Below are 16,387 nucleotides of genomic sequence, written 5' to 3'. Positions count from 1 at the left end.
CCTGTGGTGTGGGGGTGTGCCGTCGGGGCGGCGTGCGGGGCGGGGGCCCCTGGTGGTCCGGCGGGTGTCCGTCCGGGCCGGTCGCGTTGTCCGGCGACGGGATCCATGGTTAGCGGGGGCCGGGACGGGGGTCAATGATGTGACGTACTACCCCAATACGGAGCAATGTCCGAAATGAACCGTTCTGGGTACTTTCCGTGCAGTTCGGGCGGGCCCCGCTCCTACTACCCGGCCTAGGATGTGACGTGGCCCCTATGGGTGGCATCACATCCACAGCGCCATTTCGAGGGCCACGGCGGGCATCGGTCCGCCGGCTTCCACGCGCATGCCGGACATCCATCACTCGCCCCGAGGCACCCACCCGCACGCAGGCGACGGCCCCCGGGAAACGCATCGACGCACACCGACACGACAACCATCAGGTCGCCCACGCGGGGCCCGGCAACCTCACCCCGTCACCACCCGCCTGCACCCGGGGGGCTGTCGCTCACCATGGCCTGCCGGTAGATCACGTTCGTCGACCCGGGCACGGCCATCTCCCTCTACACCCGGGATCGCGGCCGACGAGACCCCGGCGTCCGGGCCGGCACCGTACACAGAACAGCCCGACCGCCCCCGCCCGGCGGCCCGTTTGAATGATCAAAGTAGCGAGGGGTTACCATATGAGCGCCGCCTAGCTCGAAAGATAAACCTGTGACTGTCAATGACGACTCGTTCACCAGCTGGAAGAACCGCGAGGAGATCGCGGAGTCGATGATCCCGGTCATCGGGAAACTGCACCGGGAGCGGGACGTAACGGTTCTGCTCCACAGCCGCTCCTTGGTGAACAAGTCGGTGGTCAGCATCCTGAAGACCCACCGATTCGCCCGCCAGATCGCCGGTGAGGAACTCTCGGTCACCGACACGCTGCCGTTCCTCCAGGCCCTCACCACACTCGACCTCGGCCCTTCGCAGATCGACATCGGCATGCTCGCCGCCACCTACGCGGCCGACGACCGCGGTCTCCCGGTCGAGGAGTTCACCGCCGAGGCCGTCGCCGGTGCCACGGGTGCCAACAAGATCGAGCGCGGTGACGGACGCGACGTCGTCCTGTACGGATTCGGCCGCATCGGCCGTCTCGTCGCCCGTCTGCTGATCGAGAAGGCCGGCTCCGGCAACGGGCTGCGCCTCCGTGCCATCGTCGTCCGCCAGGGCGGTGACCAGGACATCGTCAAGCGTGCCTCGCTGCTGCGCCGCGACTCGATCCACGGTCAGTTCCAGGGCACGATCACCGTCGACGAGGCGAAGAGCACCATCGTCGCCAACGGCAACGAGATCAAGGTGATCTACGCCAACGATCCGTCCGAGGTCGACTACACGGCGTACGGCATCAAGGACGCCATCCTCATCGACAACACGGGCAAGTGGCGCGACCGCGAGGGCCTGTCGAAGCACCTGCGCCCCGGTATCGACAAGGTCGTCCTGACCGCGCCGGGCAAGGGCGACGTCCCCAACATCGTGCACGGCGTCAACCACGACACGATCAAGCCGGACGAGCAGATCCTGTCCTGCGCGTCCTGCACCACCAACGCGATCGTGCCGCCGCTGAAGGCGATGGCGGACGAGTACGGCGTCCTGCGTGGCCACGTGGAGACCGTCCACTCGTTCACCAACGACCAGAACCTGCTGGACAACTACCACAAGGCCGACCGCCGGGGCCGTTCCGCGCCGCTGAACATGGTCATCACCGAGACCGGTGCCGCGTCCGCCGTCGCCAAGGCGCTGCCCGAGCTCAAGGCGCCGATCACCGGCAGCTCGATCCGGGTTCCGGTGCCGGACGTCTCGATCGCGATCCTCAGCCTGCGACTCGGGCGCGAGACCAACCGCGACGAGGTCCTCGACTACCTCCGCAATGTGTCGCTGACCTCGCCGCTCAAGCGCCAGATCGACTTCACCACCGCACCCGACGCCGTGTCGAGCGACTTCATGGGCTCGCGCCACGCCTCGATCGTCGACGCCGGCGCCACCAAGGTCGACGGCGACAACGCGATCCTCTACCTCTGGTACGACAACGAGTTCGGCTACTCGTGCCAGGTCATCCGGGTCGTGCAGCACGTCTCCGGCGTGGAGTACCCGACCTACCCGGCCCCGGCGGTCTGATCCCGACGGATCACGGCCAGGTCCCGCGGGGACCACGGTCCCGCTCGCGCTGTGAAAGGGCGCCCGATGAGCAGCTGCTCATCGGGCGCCCTTCGCGCTGCCGGGGCACCCCGGCGGGCAGGCTCCTTCCCTGCCGCCGTCCGCCGGTCAGCCGAACGAGGCGGCGAACATGCCGGCCTCGTAGGAACCGCCCTTCTGGTGCACGATCACGGCGAGCCGGTTGGCCGCGTTGATCAGGGCGACCAGGACGACCAACGCGGCGACCTGGTCGTCGTCGTAGTGCTTGCGCACCTCGGCCCAGGTCTCGTCGGACACGCCTTCCTGGGCGTCCGCGAGCCGGGTGCCCTCCTCGGCGAGCGCCAGCGCGGCCCGCTCGGCCTCGGTGTACACGGTGGACTCGCGCCAGGCCGCGACCAGGTTGAGCCGGACCGCGGTCTCCCCGGCCGCCGCGGCCTCCTTGGTGTGCAAGTCGATGCACCAGCCGCAGCCGTTGATCTGGCTGGCGCGCAGCGACACCAGCTCCTGGGTGGAATGCGGGAGCGACGACTGCTGGATCACCAGGCCGGCGTTGGCGAACCGCTTGGCGAACTTGGCGGCGATCTCGTTCTCGAACAGGTTGAATCGGGCGTCCATGGCTTCGTCCTCACTCGTGGTGTTGCACTCGACGAACACGAGACGCCGCCGCCCCGCCCGTTGTGACAGGCCCCGACGTGTGACGTGTGCCACTGCTCTCAGGTGTCACAGAACGGTGCGGGCCGGCGTCTTGTGCGCGTGGCACCGTCGAGGGCGAAGAGGCAGGAGCAGCCGGTGAAGAGCGAACACAGCGAGCGGACAGGGGACACGGCCCGGCCGGTCACGGACGGCGTGCCCGCGGATCCCGCCACCGGGGCGTTCATCGCCCACCGCAGTCTGCTGTTCACCGTCGCCTACGAGATGCTCGGATCGGCCGCCGACGCGGAGGACGTGCTGCAGGAGACCTGGCTGCGGTGGGCGGGGGTCGACCTCGGCACGGTGCAGAATCAGCGCGCGTTCCTGGTCCGGATCACCACGCGCCAGGCGCTGAGCCGACTGCGTACGCTCGGCCGCCGCAAGGAGTCCTACGTCGGCTCCTGGCTGCCCGAACCGCTGCTCACCGCGCCCGACGTGGCCGAGGACGTCGAGCTCGCGGACAGCGTCTCGACGGCGATGCTGCTCGTGCTGGAGACCCTCACGCCGGCCGAGCGGGCGGTGTTCGTGCTGCGCGAGGTGTTCGACGTCGAGTACGACGAGATCGCCGGGGCCGTCGGCAAGAGCCCGGCGGCGGTCCGCCAGATCGCCCACCGGGCAAGGGCCCACGTCGCCGCGCGACGGCCGCGTGGGGTCGTTTCCCCGGCCGAGACCCGGGACGCGCTCGATGCGTTCCGGCGGGCGACCGAGACGGGCGATCTGCAGGGCCTGCTCGACATCCTCGCGCCGGACGTCGTCCTGCTCGGCGACGGCGGCGGAATCAAGCAGGCCGTCCTGCGTCCCGTCGTGGGGGCCGACAAGGTGGCCCGGCTGCTGGCCACCGGGCTGGGCAGGACTCCCGACGTCTCGCTGCTGCCCGCGCAGGTCAACGCCCAGCCGGCGCTGATCGTCCGGCTCGACGGCGCGGTCGACACCGTCATGACGCTGCGCGTCACCGACGGCCTGGTCTCCGCGGTCTACGCCGTGCGCAACCCCGAGAAGCTGTCGCACATGGAGCGGGAGACCTCTCTGCGCCGCTGATCGCGGGTCGGCCGTCCTGGCCGTGCCACGCGGACCGGGACCAGCCGGCCGTCGGCGGCGAGCCTGCGCCCGGGCCCTGGATGCGAGGACCTCCAGGGCCCGGGCGTCGGACACCGCCTGCCCGAGGTCCTGGACCGGGCAGGCAGCCAGAGCGTCGTCCCCGTCGCCCGGAGTTGCCCGAAGGCGGCATCGCGGACGGCCGGCCTCTGGTCTACTCACGCCATGATCACACTGCTGCCCCGCGTCCTTCGAGCACTTGAGAGGTTCCATGCCGCCCACCCCTGGGACCACAACGCCCACTACCACCGGCAGATCCTGCGCCGGCTCCCGAGACGCTTCGGCAGCGCCCTGGACGTCGGGTCCGGCAGCGGTGAACTCGCCCGGCTCCTGGCCGCACGTGCCGGAGCGGTACGCGGCATCGACGTGGACCCCACCATCGTCGCCCGCGCACGGGAGCTCACGGCCCCGGCGGCCCCGGTGACGTTCACCGTCGCAGACGCACTGAAGGAAATGTCCCCCGGCCCCTACGACGTCATCACCTGCGTCGCCACCATCCATCACCTGCCGTTCAGCGACGCCCTCACGCGCTTCCGGCAACACCTGGCGCCCGGCGGAACCCTGGTCGTCGTAGGTCTCTACCGCCCGCGATCGGGGAGTGACCGGCTGATCGACGCCGTCGCCATTCCGTCGAATGTCGCCATGGCGTTGATCAAGAACAAGGGCCGCAGGTCACCACGCCCCGCATCGATGACCGCCCCGACCCGACCGGCGACCATGACCTTCGCGGACATCGTGCGCGACGCCCGCCTCGCGCTGCCCGGCGTACGACTGCGCCGACGGCTGTTCTGGCGCTACACACTCGTCTGGCACCAGCGCTGAGCAGTCGGCGCGCCACGCACGGTCCGGCCGAGGAAGCCTGCCGAAGCCCCGGCGGCACCGATCCGGCACATCTGCCCCGGAGTTGTGGCACCCACCGGACATAGCGCCCGGGAGGGCCTGTGGCACGATGCCCGGATGACCTCCAGTACGCCGGTGTCCCCCGTCGTTCCCGCAGGCCGGACGGCACGGGACGGCCAACCGGTACTCGACCTGCCCAACGGCCTGGAGCTGACGGATGGCACGACCAGCACCTGCACGCCCGCATCAGGGGTGACGCCGAGGGCGCACTGTGAGAGCGTCCGCACGTCACGTGGCACGGGGTGAAAGGTAGGAACAGCCCGGCCGGAGACCACACAACACACTCCTGTCGCACCGACGGCGGCGGTGCGACGACCACACGCCCCGCAGCGGGCGCCGACGGCGAAAGGCATGGAGATCCTGATGATGCGGTACAGCGAGTACAGAGCCCATGACGCGGTGGGCCTGGCCGAGTCGGTCGCCCGGGGCGAAGTCTCACCCGATGAGCTGCTCGATGCGGCCATCTCCCGCGCGCAGACCGTGAACGGCAGACTCAACGCGATCGTGCGGCCGATGCACGAGATCGCCCGGGCGCGGGCGAAGGAGTCGCTCAGCGGGCCGTTCGCCGGAGTTCCGTTCCTGATCAAGGATCTGTCGCAGGACTACGCCGGGCTGCCGACCGGCAGCGGAAGCCGGGCTCTTCGGCACCGTCCCGTCGAGCGGCACAGCGAGGTGGTCGACCGCTGGCTGGGCGCCGGACTGGTGATCTTCGGCAAGACCAACACACCGGAGTTCGGCGCGAAGGGTGTCACCGAGCCGGAGGCGAACGGGCCCACCCGCAACCCCTGGGACCTCGGCCGCACACCCGGCGGTTCGTCCGGAGGGTCGGCGGCGGCCGTGGCGGCGGGCATCGTGCCGGTGGCCGGTGCCAACGACGGCGGCGGATCGATACGCATTCCGGCCGCGTGCTGCGGCCTGTTCGGCCTGAAGCCGGGGCGCGGACTCGTCCCGGCCGGTCCGACCGTCGCCGAGCACCTCCACGGCGCCGCCACCGACGGTGTCGTCTCGCGCAGCGTCCGCGACAGCGCGGCCATGCTGGACGTGCTGACCGCGCGGGCGGATCCGGGCGGACCGTTCCTGCACGCACGCCCCGAGCTGCCGTACGCCGAACTCGCGCGCCGGCCCCGGAAATTGCGGATCGGCTTCGCCACCCGCTCCCCCATCGACACCGAGGTCGACCCGCAGGCGGTCGCCGCGGTCGACGATGCCGCGGAGCTGCTCCGCCGGCTCGGCCACGACGTCGAGCCGGCCGAGCCGGAGATCGACCAACGCCGGCTCGCCTTCGATTTCCTGGCGATGTGGACCACCCAACTAGCGCACACCGTGGACGAGATCCGCCGGGCGACCGGTGCCGGACCGGATTCGTTCGAGCTCGACACCCATCTGCTGGCCGCCGCCGGACGCGCCCTGAAGGCTCCCGCCTACTACGCCGCCCACGAACGGTGGAACACGTACAGCCGGCAGCTCGCCGCCTTCCACCGCCGCTACGATCTGCTCCTCACCCCGACCCTGGCCCGGCCCGCCGTCCGGATCGGCGAGCTGGACACGCCCAAGCCGGTGCGTGCGGTGGCCCGGGTCCTGATGCGGCTGGGGCTGCTGGGCACCCTGGCCGGGACCAGGGCGTGGGAGAGCGCGGTGATCGCCAACCTCGCGGCGACCCCGTACACCCAGTTGGCCAACATCACCGGCCGACCCGCGATGAGCGTCCCCACGTACCGCACCCCCGACGGCCTGCCCCTCGGTGTCCAGTTCGTGGGCCCGCTGGGCGGTGAGGGGATGCTGCTGGCCCTCGCCGCCCGGATCGAGACCGAACGGCCCTGGGCACACCTCGAACCCGTGCTCTGAGCGACCGGCCGTGGGGCGGCGGGAGGCAGCGGGGGCATTCCTGCCGGTCTCCGCCGCCGGGCCCGCCGCCCGCCCCCGAGGACGCCCGTCCCACATATACAGAGTCTTTTGTTAAGAGCTCGGGGACGCCCTGCCCGGGGGCGGAGCCTCAGGACGACGGTTCGGGCAGCATCGTGTCGACGTCGTACAGCCTGGCGTCCACATGGTCGAGGGCCAGCCGGACCGCGCCCAGCACCACGGCCTGGTCGGAGAGGGTGGAGACCGCCAGTGCCGGGGGCTCCAGGCACAGCGGGTCGAGGTGCCGCCGCAGCGGCTCCAGCAGTACGTCACCGGAGCGCGACACCCCGCCGCCGATCACGACGAGCTCCGGGTCCAGGGCCAGGACCAGGGCGGCGATGCCCTCGGCCAGATCGTGGGCGTACTGCTCCACGGCCCAGCGGGCGGCCGGTTCGCCGGTGCGGGCCTGGGCGAAGACGTACTCGGCGGCCTCCTGGGGCAGGATGTCCGCCGGCATCTTCGGATAGCCGGTCAGATGCGAGGTGGCCCGGTGCCAGCCCAGCAGGGGCAGGGCGCCGATCTCGCCGGCCGCGCCCCCGCGCCCCCGGTGCACCCGGCCGCCGATCAGCAGGCCGGCGCCGGTACGCACCCCGGACAGCACGAAGGCCACGTCGTCGACGCCCTGGGCCTCGCCGATCCAGCCCTCCGTGAGCGCGGCGAGATTGCAGTCGTTCTCCACCAGGACCGGGCAGTCGAAGTCGGCGCCCAGCTCGCCCGCGAGGTCCAGACCGTCCCATTCCGGCAGGCCCACGCAGCGTTTGACCCGGCCGTCGTGGCTGACCACGCCGGTGGTGCCGACGCAGACGGTGGCGAGCTGGGCGGAGCCGACCTCCGCCGACCCCAGTGCCTTGACGGCCGTCGCGCGCACGGCTTCCAGGCGCACGGCACGCCCGGCGTCCGCGCTCACCCGCTCCGTGCGGGATGCCACGACGGTGCCGTCGAGGTCGGCCACGGCCGCCCGGATGCTGTACGAGCCGATGTCGATGCCGAGCACGTAGTCGCCGGTCGCGTGGAAACTGAACAGCCTTGCGGGGCGGCCCATGTGGCCCGGCTGCGGTGGCAGTTCCTTCAGCCATCCCGAGCCGAGCAACTCCTCGGTCAGGCTCTCCACGGTCGGGCGGGACAGACCCGTGCGTCTGGTGACCTCGGTGAGGCTGAGAGGGCCCTGGCCGCGCAGGGCGCGAAGCGTCGTGACCAGATTGATGCGCCGCAGCCGCGAGGTGTCGCCTCCGGAAATTGTCACCGTCACTCCCTTGACAGGATCTGTACATGAGAAATAAAAACAGGTTGCATTAGTAAGTCGCAAGTCCGAGGGGGTATTTGTGGTCACTCTCGCCATCATCGGCGCGGGGCTGCGTGGCATGAGCTACGCGCGGCGTGCTCTGGAGAGCGGCATGGCGCGTGTGGTGGCCGTGGCCGAGCCCGATCCCGAGCGCCGGCGCAACATGGCCGCCGCGCACGACGTACCGGCCGAGAACGTCTTCGCCGACTGGCGGGATCTGCTCGCCAGGGACCGGCTGGCCGACGCGGTGGTGGTCTCGACGCAGGACAGCATGCATACGGAACCCGCGGTGCGGGCGGCCGATCTCGGCTACCACCTGCTCCTGGAGAAGCCGATGGCGCAGAGCGAGGAGGAGGCCGCCGCCATCGCCGCGGCCGCCGACCGCAACGACGTGCTGCTGGCCGTCTGCCACGTCATGCGCTACACGCCCTACACGATCAGGCTCAGGGAGCTCATCGCCGAGGGCCGGATCGGCGAGGTGATGAACATCCAGCACCTGGAGCAGGTCGGCTGGTGGCATCAGGCCCACTCGTTCGTAAGGGGCAACTGGCGCAGCGAGGAGGGGTCGGGGCCGATGCTGATGACCAAGGCCTGCCACGACCTCGACTGGATCGCCCATGTCAAGGGCGCGCTGCCGGAGCGGGTGTCCTCGTTCGGCAATCTGGTGCACTTCCGGGCGGAGAGCCGGCCCGAGGGTGCGGCGGATCGCTGCGTGGAGTGCCCGGTGGAGTCCACCTGCCCGTACTCGGCCAAGCGCATCTACCTCGACTGCCTGGGTGACGCGGACAAGGAGTTCTGGCCGCTGTCCGCGGTCACGGCCGACCACACGGAGGAAGGGGTGCTCGCGGCGCTGCGCGAGGGCCCGTACGGCCGGTGCGCGTACACCTGTGACAACGATGTGGTCGACACCCAGGTCGTGACCATGGAGTTCGCCGACGGTACCTCCGCCACCTGCACGGTCACCGCGTTCGCGGCGCTGGAGCACCGCAAGACCCGGATCTTCGGCACCCGCGGCTCCATCGACGGGGACGGAGTCGTCCTGCGCGTGCACGACTTCGTGACCGACGAGGTCACCGTCATCGACACCGGTGCGAACGGCGATCCCACGGCCGCCACCGGGCACGGCGGCGGTGACGCGGCTCTGTTCGACGCCTTCGTCGATGCCATCGGCAAGAACGATCCCTCCCTGGTACTCACCGACGGTGCGGAGAGCCTGGCCACGCACCGGGTCGTCTGGGCGGCCGAGCAGGCTCGCCGCACCGGCACCGTCGTATCCCTCCTGCCGCGCTGACCCCCGGCCGTCGCGCCACGCCCGCGGACTCCCGCGCTCACCGGTCTCCCTCACGAAAGGCACACCCCCGTGCGTAAGTTGACAGTCATGCTCACCGTCGGAGCTCTCGCGCTGAGCGTAGGCGCCTGCGGCAAGAAGAACGGCTCCGCCGCCTCGGAGAAGGAGCTCGTCTACACCTCCTCGTGGGGTGCCGACGAGCCGCAGGGCAAGCTCATCAAGTCGATAGCCGACGACTTCACCAAGGCGACCGGCACCAAGGTCGACCTGAAGTTCGTGGGCCGCAAGGGCACCGACACCCTCCCCACCGAGATGAACGCGGGCCAGGGCCCGGACCTGTTCGACACCTCCACCGACAGCGTCGGCGCCTTCGTCGCCCAGAACCTCGCCGCGCCGCTGGACGACGTCCTGGACATGAAGGTGCCGGGCGAGGGCAAGAAGGTGCGGGACGTGCTGCCGGAATCGGTGGTACAGGCGTCGACCGACAAGGACCATGTGCGGTTCGTGGCGCACACCGTGATCTCCACCGCGGTCTGGTACGACGCGTCCAAGCACGCGGGGCTCGCCCCCAGGACGTGGAAGGAGTTCATCGCCTATCTCGACGAGGCGAAGAAGGACGGCCGCACCCCGCTGGGCCAGGACGGCACGGTCAACTTCTACAACGCGTACTGGTTCTACTCGGCCCTGGTCCGTTCCGAGGGCGCCGGCAGCCTCAGCGCTCTGGGCAAGGACCCGGCCGCCTGGGACGGGCCGGCGGTGCTCGCGGCCGCGAAGAAGGTGGAGGAGCTTGCCGACGGCGGCTACTTCCAGAAGGACTTCATGGCCACCAAGTACCCGGCCGCACAGGATGCCTGGGCACAGGGCAAGTACGACCTGAACCTGAACGGCACCTGGCTGGCCGCCGAGACCGGTTCGAAGCTGGCCGAGGGAACCGAGGTCGCCTCGTTCCAGCTGCCGGCCGGCGGCAAGAACTCGGTGGAGGTCGGCACGCTCGGCTGGGGCGTCAACGCCAAGGGCCACAACATCGAGGCGGCCAAGGAGTTCCTCGCCTTCGCGCTGCAGAAGAAGTACGAGGGGAAGATCTCCAGCGACGCGCACAACATCCCCGCGCGCCCGGACGTCCCCGCGCCCGGCTACCTGGCGGGTGTGCAGAAGGACGTCGCCGAGGCGAAGTTCACCCACCGCACCTACGACGACATGGCCGCGGACAAGAACTGGTGGAACAACGTCTTCCTGCCCCTGGACGACCAGTTGCTCTCCGGCAAGATCGACGCCGCGACCTTCGTGAAGACGGGCAAGAAGAAGGCCGCAGACTACCTCGCCAGCAAGGGCTGATCCCATGGGGACGGCAACACTCACCCCGCCCGCGGCAGTGGCACCGCCCGCCGCGGGCAAGGCGGGCAAGGACAAACGGGTACGGCCGGCGCGCGAGCGGGCCTTCTGGCCCTTCCTGCTCCCCGCGCTGATCGCCTACTCCGCGCTCTTCGTCCTGCCGTCGCTCTTCGGCTTCTGGGTCAGCTTCAACAAGTGGGCGGGGCCCGGCTCCCCGATGACGTGGCACGGCCTCGGCAACTACATCGACCTGGCCCGCAGCGAGGCCTTCCGTACCGCCTTCGTCAACACCTTCGTGCTGGCCTTCGGCGGCGGGGCCCTCGTCTTCGCCTTCACCTTCCTGTCCATGATGGTGCTGCGGCAGGTCAAGGGCCGGGCCTTCATCCGGTCCGTGATCTTCCTGCCGATGATCATCTCGGTGATCGCGGTCGGCGTTGCCATCGGCTTCCTGCTCAATCCCGACGGCGCGGTCAACACGATCCTGGGCTGGGTCGGCATCGAGGCACAGCCGTGGCTGGGCCCGGACATGGTGTTCAAGTGCATCGTCGCCGGGCTGGTGTGGTCGAGCACGGGCTTCTACGTGGCGCTGATGATGTCGGCCGCCGACTCCATCCCGCCCTACCTCTACGAGGACGCCAAGCTGATCGGCGCCACGAAGTGGGAGCAGTTCCGGCACATCACACTGCCGCTGACCTGGGACGTGTTCGCGGTTTCGGCCGTGTTGTGGGTGGTCAACAGCCTGAAGGTGTTCGAGATCGTGATCGCCTTCACCACGGCCGGCACACCGGCCAGCCCGCCGATCCAGGCACGCACCGTGGCGGTGCAGCAGTACGCCTCGGTGGCCGGCGGTGGTGTGCCCGAGCTGGGTTCGGGTGCCGCCATGGGCGTCGTCATCCTGATCGTGACGACGATCCTCATCGTACTGACCCGGCGTGTCACCCGCCGCGAACGTGTGGAGCTGTCATGAGGCGCCTGTTCGGCGACATTCTGGTGCCGCGCGCGACCACCGTCGCGCTCTGGGCCTGGGTCGTCTTCAACCTCGCGCTGGTGGCCTGGGTCGGCCTCCAGTCGCTCAAGGACTCGGGGCAGGTCTGGCTCTCGCCGTTCGCGCTGCCGGACACCATCGAGTGGGGCAACTACTCCGCGGCGTGGAAGGCCGCCGGCTTCTCCGCCGCCGCCCTCAACAGCACCGTTCTGACGGTGGTCGGCTCGCTGCTGATCGTGGCGTTGTCGGCGCCCGCCGCGTATGTCCTGGCCCGCTCCGACCGGCGCGCCGCCGGACGGCTCACCGGGTACTTCGCGATGGGTCTGAGCATCCCGGTGCAGACGATCGTGATCCCCATCATCGTGATCAAGCTGTCCGTCTCCACGTTCATGATCGACTGGGTGACCGGCTGGTGGGACAACCGGATCACGCTCCTGGTCTTCCAGGTGGTGCTGTCGCTGCCGTTCGCCGTGTTCGTACTGACCGGCTACATGCGCTCGCTGCCCCACGAGATCGAGGAGGCGGCCGAGCTGGACGGTGCGGGTCCGCTGCGCGCCTTCGTCCAGGTCGTGCTTCCGGTGGCCAAGCCGGGCGTGATGACGGTGCTGATCCTCAACGTCATCGGCCTGTGGAACGAGACCCTGCTCGCCCTGTTGATCACCCCCACGCCTGAGGAGCGCACGCTGCCCGCGGCACTTCTCAGCCTCTATGGCTCCATGCAGTACAGCTCCGACTGGGGCGCCCTGTTCGCCGGAATCGTGATCCTGGTCTATCCCATGATCGTGCTCTACCTCTGGCTGGGCCGCCGCATCGTCGAGGGCATGACTGCGGGGATCGGTAAGTAACGCGCATACAGAGACCGGCAATCCACCCGGAAGGACCGAGCGTTGCGTATTTTGCGTACCTCACGTACCCCAGGCACCTCATCCACTCCACGGAGGCACCTCATAGGGGCGCTCCTGACGGCCCTCGCCCTGCCGCTCTCGGCGGTGGCGGCGGGGCCCGCGCAGGCGGCGGCCCCGGCGAAGCCCCACCCGCGTGCGGCGGGCACCACGTACTACGTGGACGCCGAAGCAGGCAACGACGCCCGGTCGGGCAAGAACCAGGCGGCGGCCTGGAAGTCGCTCGCCAAGGCGAGCCAGTTGACGCTGGGCCCCGGTGACCGGCTGCTGTTCAAGGCCGGTCAGCGGTGGAAGGGCCGGCTCGACATCCAGGGGGCGGGCACCGTCGGCAGTCCCGCGTTCGTCGGCTCGTACGGCAGTGGGGCCAGGCCACTGATCGAGGGCGCGGGCACGACCGATGTCGCGGTCAAGCTCAACAATGTCCACGACTTCACGCTCGACGGGCTGGAGGTGACCAACTGGAGCGACAGCACCACCCCCCGCTCCGGTGTGAACCTGTTCGCCAAGGACGCGGGCAAGCTGTCCAACATCACCCTGCGCAACCTGAACATCCATGACGTGGACGGGCCGGGCGGCAGCACGGTCAGCTCGGCGGGGCTGCTGGTCTCCATCCGCGGCAACACGACCCCCACGTTCTTCGACAACCTGGTGCTGGAGAAGAACGAGGTCAGCAAGATCCGTTCGTACGGGATCATCACCTGGTCCACCTGGTCCCGGCGCAACGGCATGACGAGCCTGTACCCGGTGGAGACCGGCATCCCCGACAGCGAGGTCGTCACCTGGACGCCCAGCACCGGCGTCAAGATCCGTGACAACTACGTCCACGACGTGACGGCCGGTGGCATCACGCCCATGCACACCAAGGGCGCCGTCGTCGAGGGCAACCGCGTCCACAAGGCCGCCACCGGCCGGCTCAACACCAAGGGCGGGAACGTCGGCATCTGGTGGCAGGGCAACGACGACCTGCTCGTGCAGCGCAACGAGGTGTCGGGCTCCGGCTTCAACGGGCCGGGCACCGACGGTCACGGCTTCGACGCGGACGCCGACAACAACCACAGCGTCGTCCAGTACAACTACAGCCACGACAACGACGGCGGATTCTTCATCACCGTCTCCTTCAAGGGAGCGCCGACCAAGGACACCGTGGTCCGGTACAACCTGAGCAAGGACGACGGCTTCGAGGTCTTCAGCCTCTCCACCGAGACGTCGGGCACCTCGATCTACAACAACACCGTCTACGCGAGCGGCCGGGTCGTCACCGTGCACCCGCCGTACACCGGTGCCGGTGACTATCCGCTCGGCAAGATCGTGCACATCTACAACAACGCGAGCGGCATCGACATCCGCAACAACATCTTCTACAACCGGACCACCGCCGGCTACGACACCGCCAACAACACCGTCTACGACTCCAACCTCTACTGGGGCACCACCACGCCCGTCGCCCCGTCCGGCGACATCAACGCGATCAAGGCGGACCCGAAGCTGGTCTCCATCGGCACCGACCCGGCGGGCTACAAGCTCCAGGCCGACTCGCCCGCGAGGGCGCGCGGCGCGACGGTGACGCAGGACGTCGAGGACTACTTCGGCAACGCGGTCCCGGCCACCGCTCCCGACCGGGGCTTCCACCAGTTCACCGGGGCTCCGGTGCGGCCGGTCGTGACCACCTCGTACGCCACGCTCGGCAACAGCCACCCCTACCGGATGGTCGACGGCGACACCTCGACCGCGTGGAGCAGTGTGTCCTCCGCAGTGGCCTTCCCAGGCACCGTCGACGTGGACTTCCGGCAGCCCACCAGCGTCGGCACCGTCACCCTGCACACCGCCTTCGCCACCGGCCAGGGCATCAAGCAGCTCGACGTGCAGACCTGGAACGGCTCGGCCTGGGTGACCCAGGTCGCCGGGCAGCAACTGGCCTGGTCGGGCAACACATCGACCGTCGAGCAGCGCACGATCACCCTGCCCCGGCGGGTCACGACCGAGCGACTGCGGCTGACGGTCCGTGACGCCCATCTCCAGTGGGGCAACTTCGCGCTCTACGAGATCCAGGCCGCCTGACCGGTGGGGCGGCCCGTGCGGCACCTGACCGTCGCGCGGGCCGCCCCACCCCGCACCATGAACGGCGAGCTCCCTGACGGCCCGACGGCCTCCCTGTCACGCGGACGCGTGGTGCTCCGGGAGGCCGTCGGGTCCGTTCACGCGGTGTGCTCGACCACACCTGCGACCACGACGGTCTCCGCCACGGTGCCGGGGATGTCCTGGGGTGCGGCGCGCAGGATGTCGCGGGAGAGGACCACGAAGTCTGCGGCCTTGCCGACGGTCAGCGAACCCCGTTCGTGATCGAGGAAGTTGGCGTACGCCGAACCCATCGTGTAACCGTGGACCGCGGTCTCCACACTGATGGTCTCCTGCGGCATCCACGGCTCACCACCGCCCAGCGGGCGACGGGTGACCGCGGTGTGGATGCCGACCATCGGGTCCATCTCGGCCACGTTCCAGTCACTGGAGAGGGCGAGCACGGCCCCGGCGTTGTGCAGGCTGCGCATCGGCCACGCCTTGTGCCAGCGCTCGGCCCCGATGTTCTCCGCCCAGTCCTTGCCTGGTCCGGCGACCTCCGGCGCGCAGTGCCGGGGCTGCATGCACGCGACCACGCCGAGGGCGGCGAACCGCGGGGTGTCGGCGGGGTCCAGGCACTCGACGTGGACCACCTGGTGGCGGGCGTCCCGCTCCCCGTTGACCGTGCGGGCCCGCTCGACGGCGTCCAGCACGGTACGGATGCCCCGGTCGCCGGTCGCGTGGACGAAGCACTGGAAGCCACGGGCGTCCAGCTTTGTCAGCAGTTCGGCGAACTCCTCGGGCGGGTAGAACGTGTCGCCCCGGTGCCGGCCGCAGCCCGCGTAGGGCTCCAGCAGGGCCGCCGTCCGCGGCTCCACCACGTCGTCGATGTAGAGCTTGAGCGGCCCGACCCGGATCCGGTCGTCGTCGTATCGGTGGGCGGCGGTGGCGAAGTCGTCGAGGTCGGCGTCCGTGGTGCCACGCGGGTGGAAGAGGGCGGCGACGATCCGGGACTTGAGCCGGCCCTCGGCACGGGCCCGGTCGAAGAGCCGGAGGTCGTCGAGCGAATTCTGGGGCTCGACCACCGTGGTGATGCCGAAGCGGATGGCATCGTCCAGCGACTTGGCCAGCCGCCCGTACTGCCGGTCCGCGCCGGCCCACGGGAGACCCAGCCGCTGGAGGGCGCGGTGTCCGTCGCGGGACAGGCCCTTGACCGCGAAGTCCTTGATGAATCCGGTGGGTTCGCCGGTGACCGGGTCGGTGACGGCCGCACCGAACGGCAGCCGGGTGTGGTCGCGGTCGATGCCGAGAGCGCGCAGGCCCGCGGTGTTGACCCAGGCGGTGTGCACGTCGTAGCTGAGCACGAAGGCCGGCACGTCGCCGGTGGCCGGGTCGAGGTCGGCGGCGGTGGGCATCCGGCCGTCCGGGATCGCCGAGTAGTCGAAGGCCTCCGCCTCGATCCACCGGGCGTCGGGGTGGGCGGTGTGCCAGGCACGGATGCGGGCGTGGACCTCGTCGAGGGTGGTGGCGCCGGAGAGCTGGACGCAGGCGTCGTCCGAGCCGAGCCGGACATGGTTGTGGGCGTCGACGAAGCCCGGGAGAACCAGCTTGCCCCCGGCATCGAGCACGTGGGTGTCGGGGCCCGTCCACCCGCGCGCCTCCTCGTCCGGGCCGAGCCAGGCGATGCGGCCGTCGACCACGGCCATGGCCTGTGCCTCGGGGAGCGCCGGGTCGACGGTGTGGATGCGGGCGTTGCGCAGGACGAGGTGGGCGGGGCGGGCGGGGCAGGCCATGTGAGG

12 protein-coding genes are annotated in these 16,387 nt (G+C 70.0%); 9 read left to right on the top strand and 3 right to left on the bottom strand.

The genetic code is table 11. The features are described 5' to 3' along the window. Positions 1–693: 693 nt before the first annotated feature. Positions 694–2,139, top strand: a complete 1,446-nt coding sequence (locus AADR41_RS36405; protein WP_124720231.1) for a glyceraldehyde-3-phosphate dehydrogenase — start codon at positions 694–696, stop codon at positions 2,137–2,139. A gap of 147 nt (positions 2,140–2,286) precedes the next feature. On the opposite strand, the gene AADR41_RS36400 is transcribed toward AADR41_RS36405, so the two are convergent. After that, positions 2,287–2,772 (bottom strand): carboxymuconolactone decarboxylase family protein, encoded by a 486-nt coding sequence (locus AADR41_RS36400; protein ID WP_342286272.1) that lies wholly within the window; start codon positions 2,770–2,772, stop codon positions 2,287–2,289. 174 nt (positions 2,773–2,946) lie between these two features. Between AADR41_RS36400 and AADR41_RS36395 the strand changes: the two genes are divergently transcribed. The 3 genes from AADR41_RS36395 to AADR41_RS36385 all read left to right on the top strand — a co-directional run bounded on the left by AADR41_RS36395 (position 2,947) and on the right by AADR41_RS36385 (position 6,687). Next, positions 2,947–3,885 carry an RNA polymerase sigma-70 factor gene (locus AADR41_RS36395; RefSeq protein ID WP_342286271.1) on the top strand — a complete coding sequence of 313 codons (939 nt, stop codon included), beginning with the start codon at positions 2,947–2,949 and terminating at the stop codon, positions 3,883–3,885. A gap of 222 nt (positions 3,886–4,107) precedes the next feature. Beyond that, entirely contained in the window at positions 4,108–4,764 is a 657-nt protein-coding gene (locus AADR41_RS36390) for a class I SAM-dependent methyltransferase (RefSeq protein ID WP_342286270.1), read from the top strand. Between the two features lie 429 nt (positions 4,765–5,193). Continuing rightward, complete coding sequence (locus AADR41_RS36385; RefSeq protein WP_342286269.1) at positions 5,194–6,687, top strand: amidase; 1,494 nt, start codon at positions 5,194–5,196, stop codon at positions 6,685–6,687. Positions 6,688–6,835: 148 nt separating this feature from the next. On the opposite strand, the gene AADR41_RS36380 is transcribed toward AADR41_RS36385, so the two are convergent. Continuing rightward, the gene (locus tag AADR41_RS36380) at positions 6,836–7,987 is read right to left on the bottom strand and encodes an ROK family transcriptional regulator (protein WP_342286268.1); all 1,152 of its coding nucleotides are present in this window, start codon (positions 7,985–7,987) and stop codon (positions 6,836–6,838) included. Between the two features lie 79 nt (positions 7,988–8,066). On the opposite strand from AADR41_RS36380, the gene AADR41_RS36375 reads away from it, so the two are divergent. The 5 genes from AADR41_RS36375 to AADR41_RS36355 all read left to right on the top strand — a co-directional run bounded on the left by AADR41_RS36375 (position 8,067) and on the right by AADR41_RS36355 (position 14,591). Next, complete coding sequence (locus tag AADR41_RS36375) at positions 8,067–9,317, top strand: Gfo/Idh/MocA family protein (RefSeq protein WP_342286267.1); 1,251 nt, start codon at positions 8,067–8,069, stop codon at positions 9,315–9,317. Positions 9,318–9,386: 69 nt separating this feature from the next. Continuing rightward, complete coding sequence (locus AADR41_RS36370; protein ID WP_342286266.1) at positions 9,387–10,649, top strand: ABC transporter substrate-binding protein; 1,263 nt, start codon at positions 9,387–9,389, stop codon at positions 10,647–10,649. A 4-nt stretch (positions 10,650–10,653) separates the two neighbouring features. Continuing rightward, positions 10,654–11,613 carry a carbohydrate ABC transporter permease gene (locus AADR41_RS36365; RefSeq protein WP_342286265.1) on the top strand — a complete coding sequence of 320 codons (960 nt, stop codon included), beginning with the start codon at positions 10,654–10,656 and terminating at the stop codon, positions 11,611–11,613. Then, entirely contained in the window at positions 11,610–12,476 is an 867-nt protein-coding gene (locus AADR41_RS36360) for a carbohydrate ABC transporter permease (protein ID WP_124720240.1), read from the top strand. Before AADR41_RS36365 ends, AADR41_RS36360 begins: the two co-directional genes overlap by 4 nt. Before the next feature lie 42 nt (positions 12,477–12,518). After that, positions 12,519–14,591: a discoidin domain-containing protein gene (locus AADR41_RS36355; protein ID WP_342286263.1), complete on the top strand. Its 2,073-nt coding sequence runs from the start codon at positions 12,519–12,521 to the stop codon at positions 14,589–14,591. Between the two features lie 137 nt (positions 14,592–14,728). Here the strand turns inward: AADR41_RS36355 and AADR41_RS36350 are convergent, their stop codons facing one another. Next, a complete protein-coding gene (locus tag AADR41_RS36350) occupies positions 14,729–16,381 on the bottom strand; it encodes an amidohydrolase (RefSeq protein WP_342286273.1) in 1,653 nt (550 codons plus the stop codon). Positions 16,382–16,387: the final 6 nt, after the last annotated feature.

This window comes from Streptomyces sp. CLV115 (genome assembly GCF_038448545.1).
GTDB classification, from domain to species: Bacteria; Actinomycetota; Actinomycetes; order Streptomycetales; family Streptomycetaceae; genus Streptomyces; species Streptomyces sanglieri.
Note: the sequence above shows the minus strand (reverse complement) of the source record. Positions and strands in the feature narration are given on the sequence as shown.

Excerpts from the sequence above, each read along its gene's own strand:
- AADR41_RS36385 (WP_342286269.1), top strand. The coding sequence starts at position 5,194 with ATGGAGATCCTGATGATGCGGTACAGCGAGTACAGAGCCCATGACGCG.
- AADR41_RS36350 (WP_342286273.1), bottom strand. The coding sequence starts at position 16,381 with ATGGCCTGCCCCGCCCGCCCCGCCCACCTCGTCCTGCGCAACGCCCGC.
- AADR41_RS36360 (WP_124720240.1), top strand. The coding sequence starts at position 11,610 with ATGAGGCGCCTGTTCGGCGACATTCTGGTGCCGCGCGCGACCACCGTC.
- AADR41_RS36400 (WP_342286272.1), bottom strand. The coding sequence starts at position 2,772 with ATGGACGCCCGATTCAACCTGTTCGAGAACGAGATCGCCGCCAAGTTC.
- AADR41_RS36365 (WP_342286265.1), top strand. The coding sequence starts at position 10,654 with ATGGGGACGGCAACACTCACCCCGCCCGCGGCAGTGGCACCGCCCGCC.
- AADR41_RS36390 (WP_342286270.1), top strand. The coding sequence starts at position 4,108 with ATGATCACACTGCTGCCCCGCGTCCTTCGAGCACTTGAGAGGTTCCAT.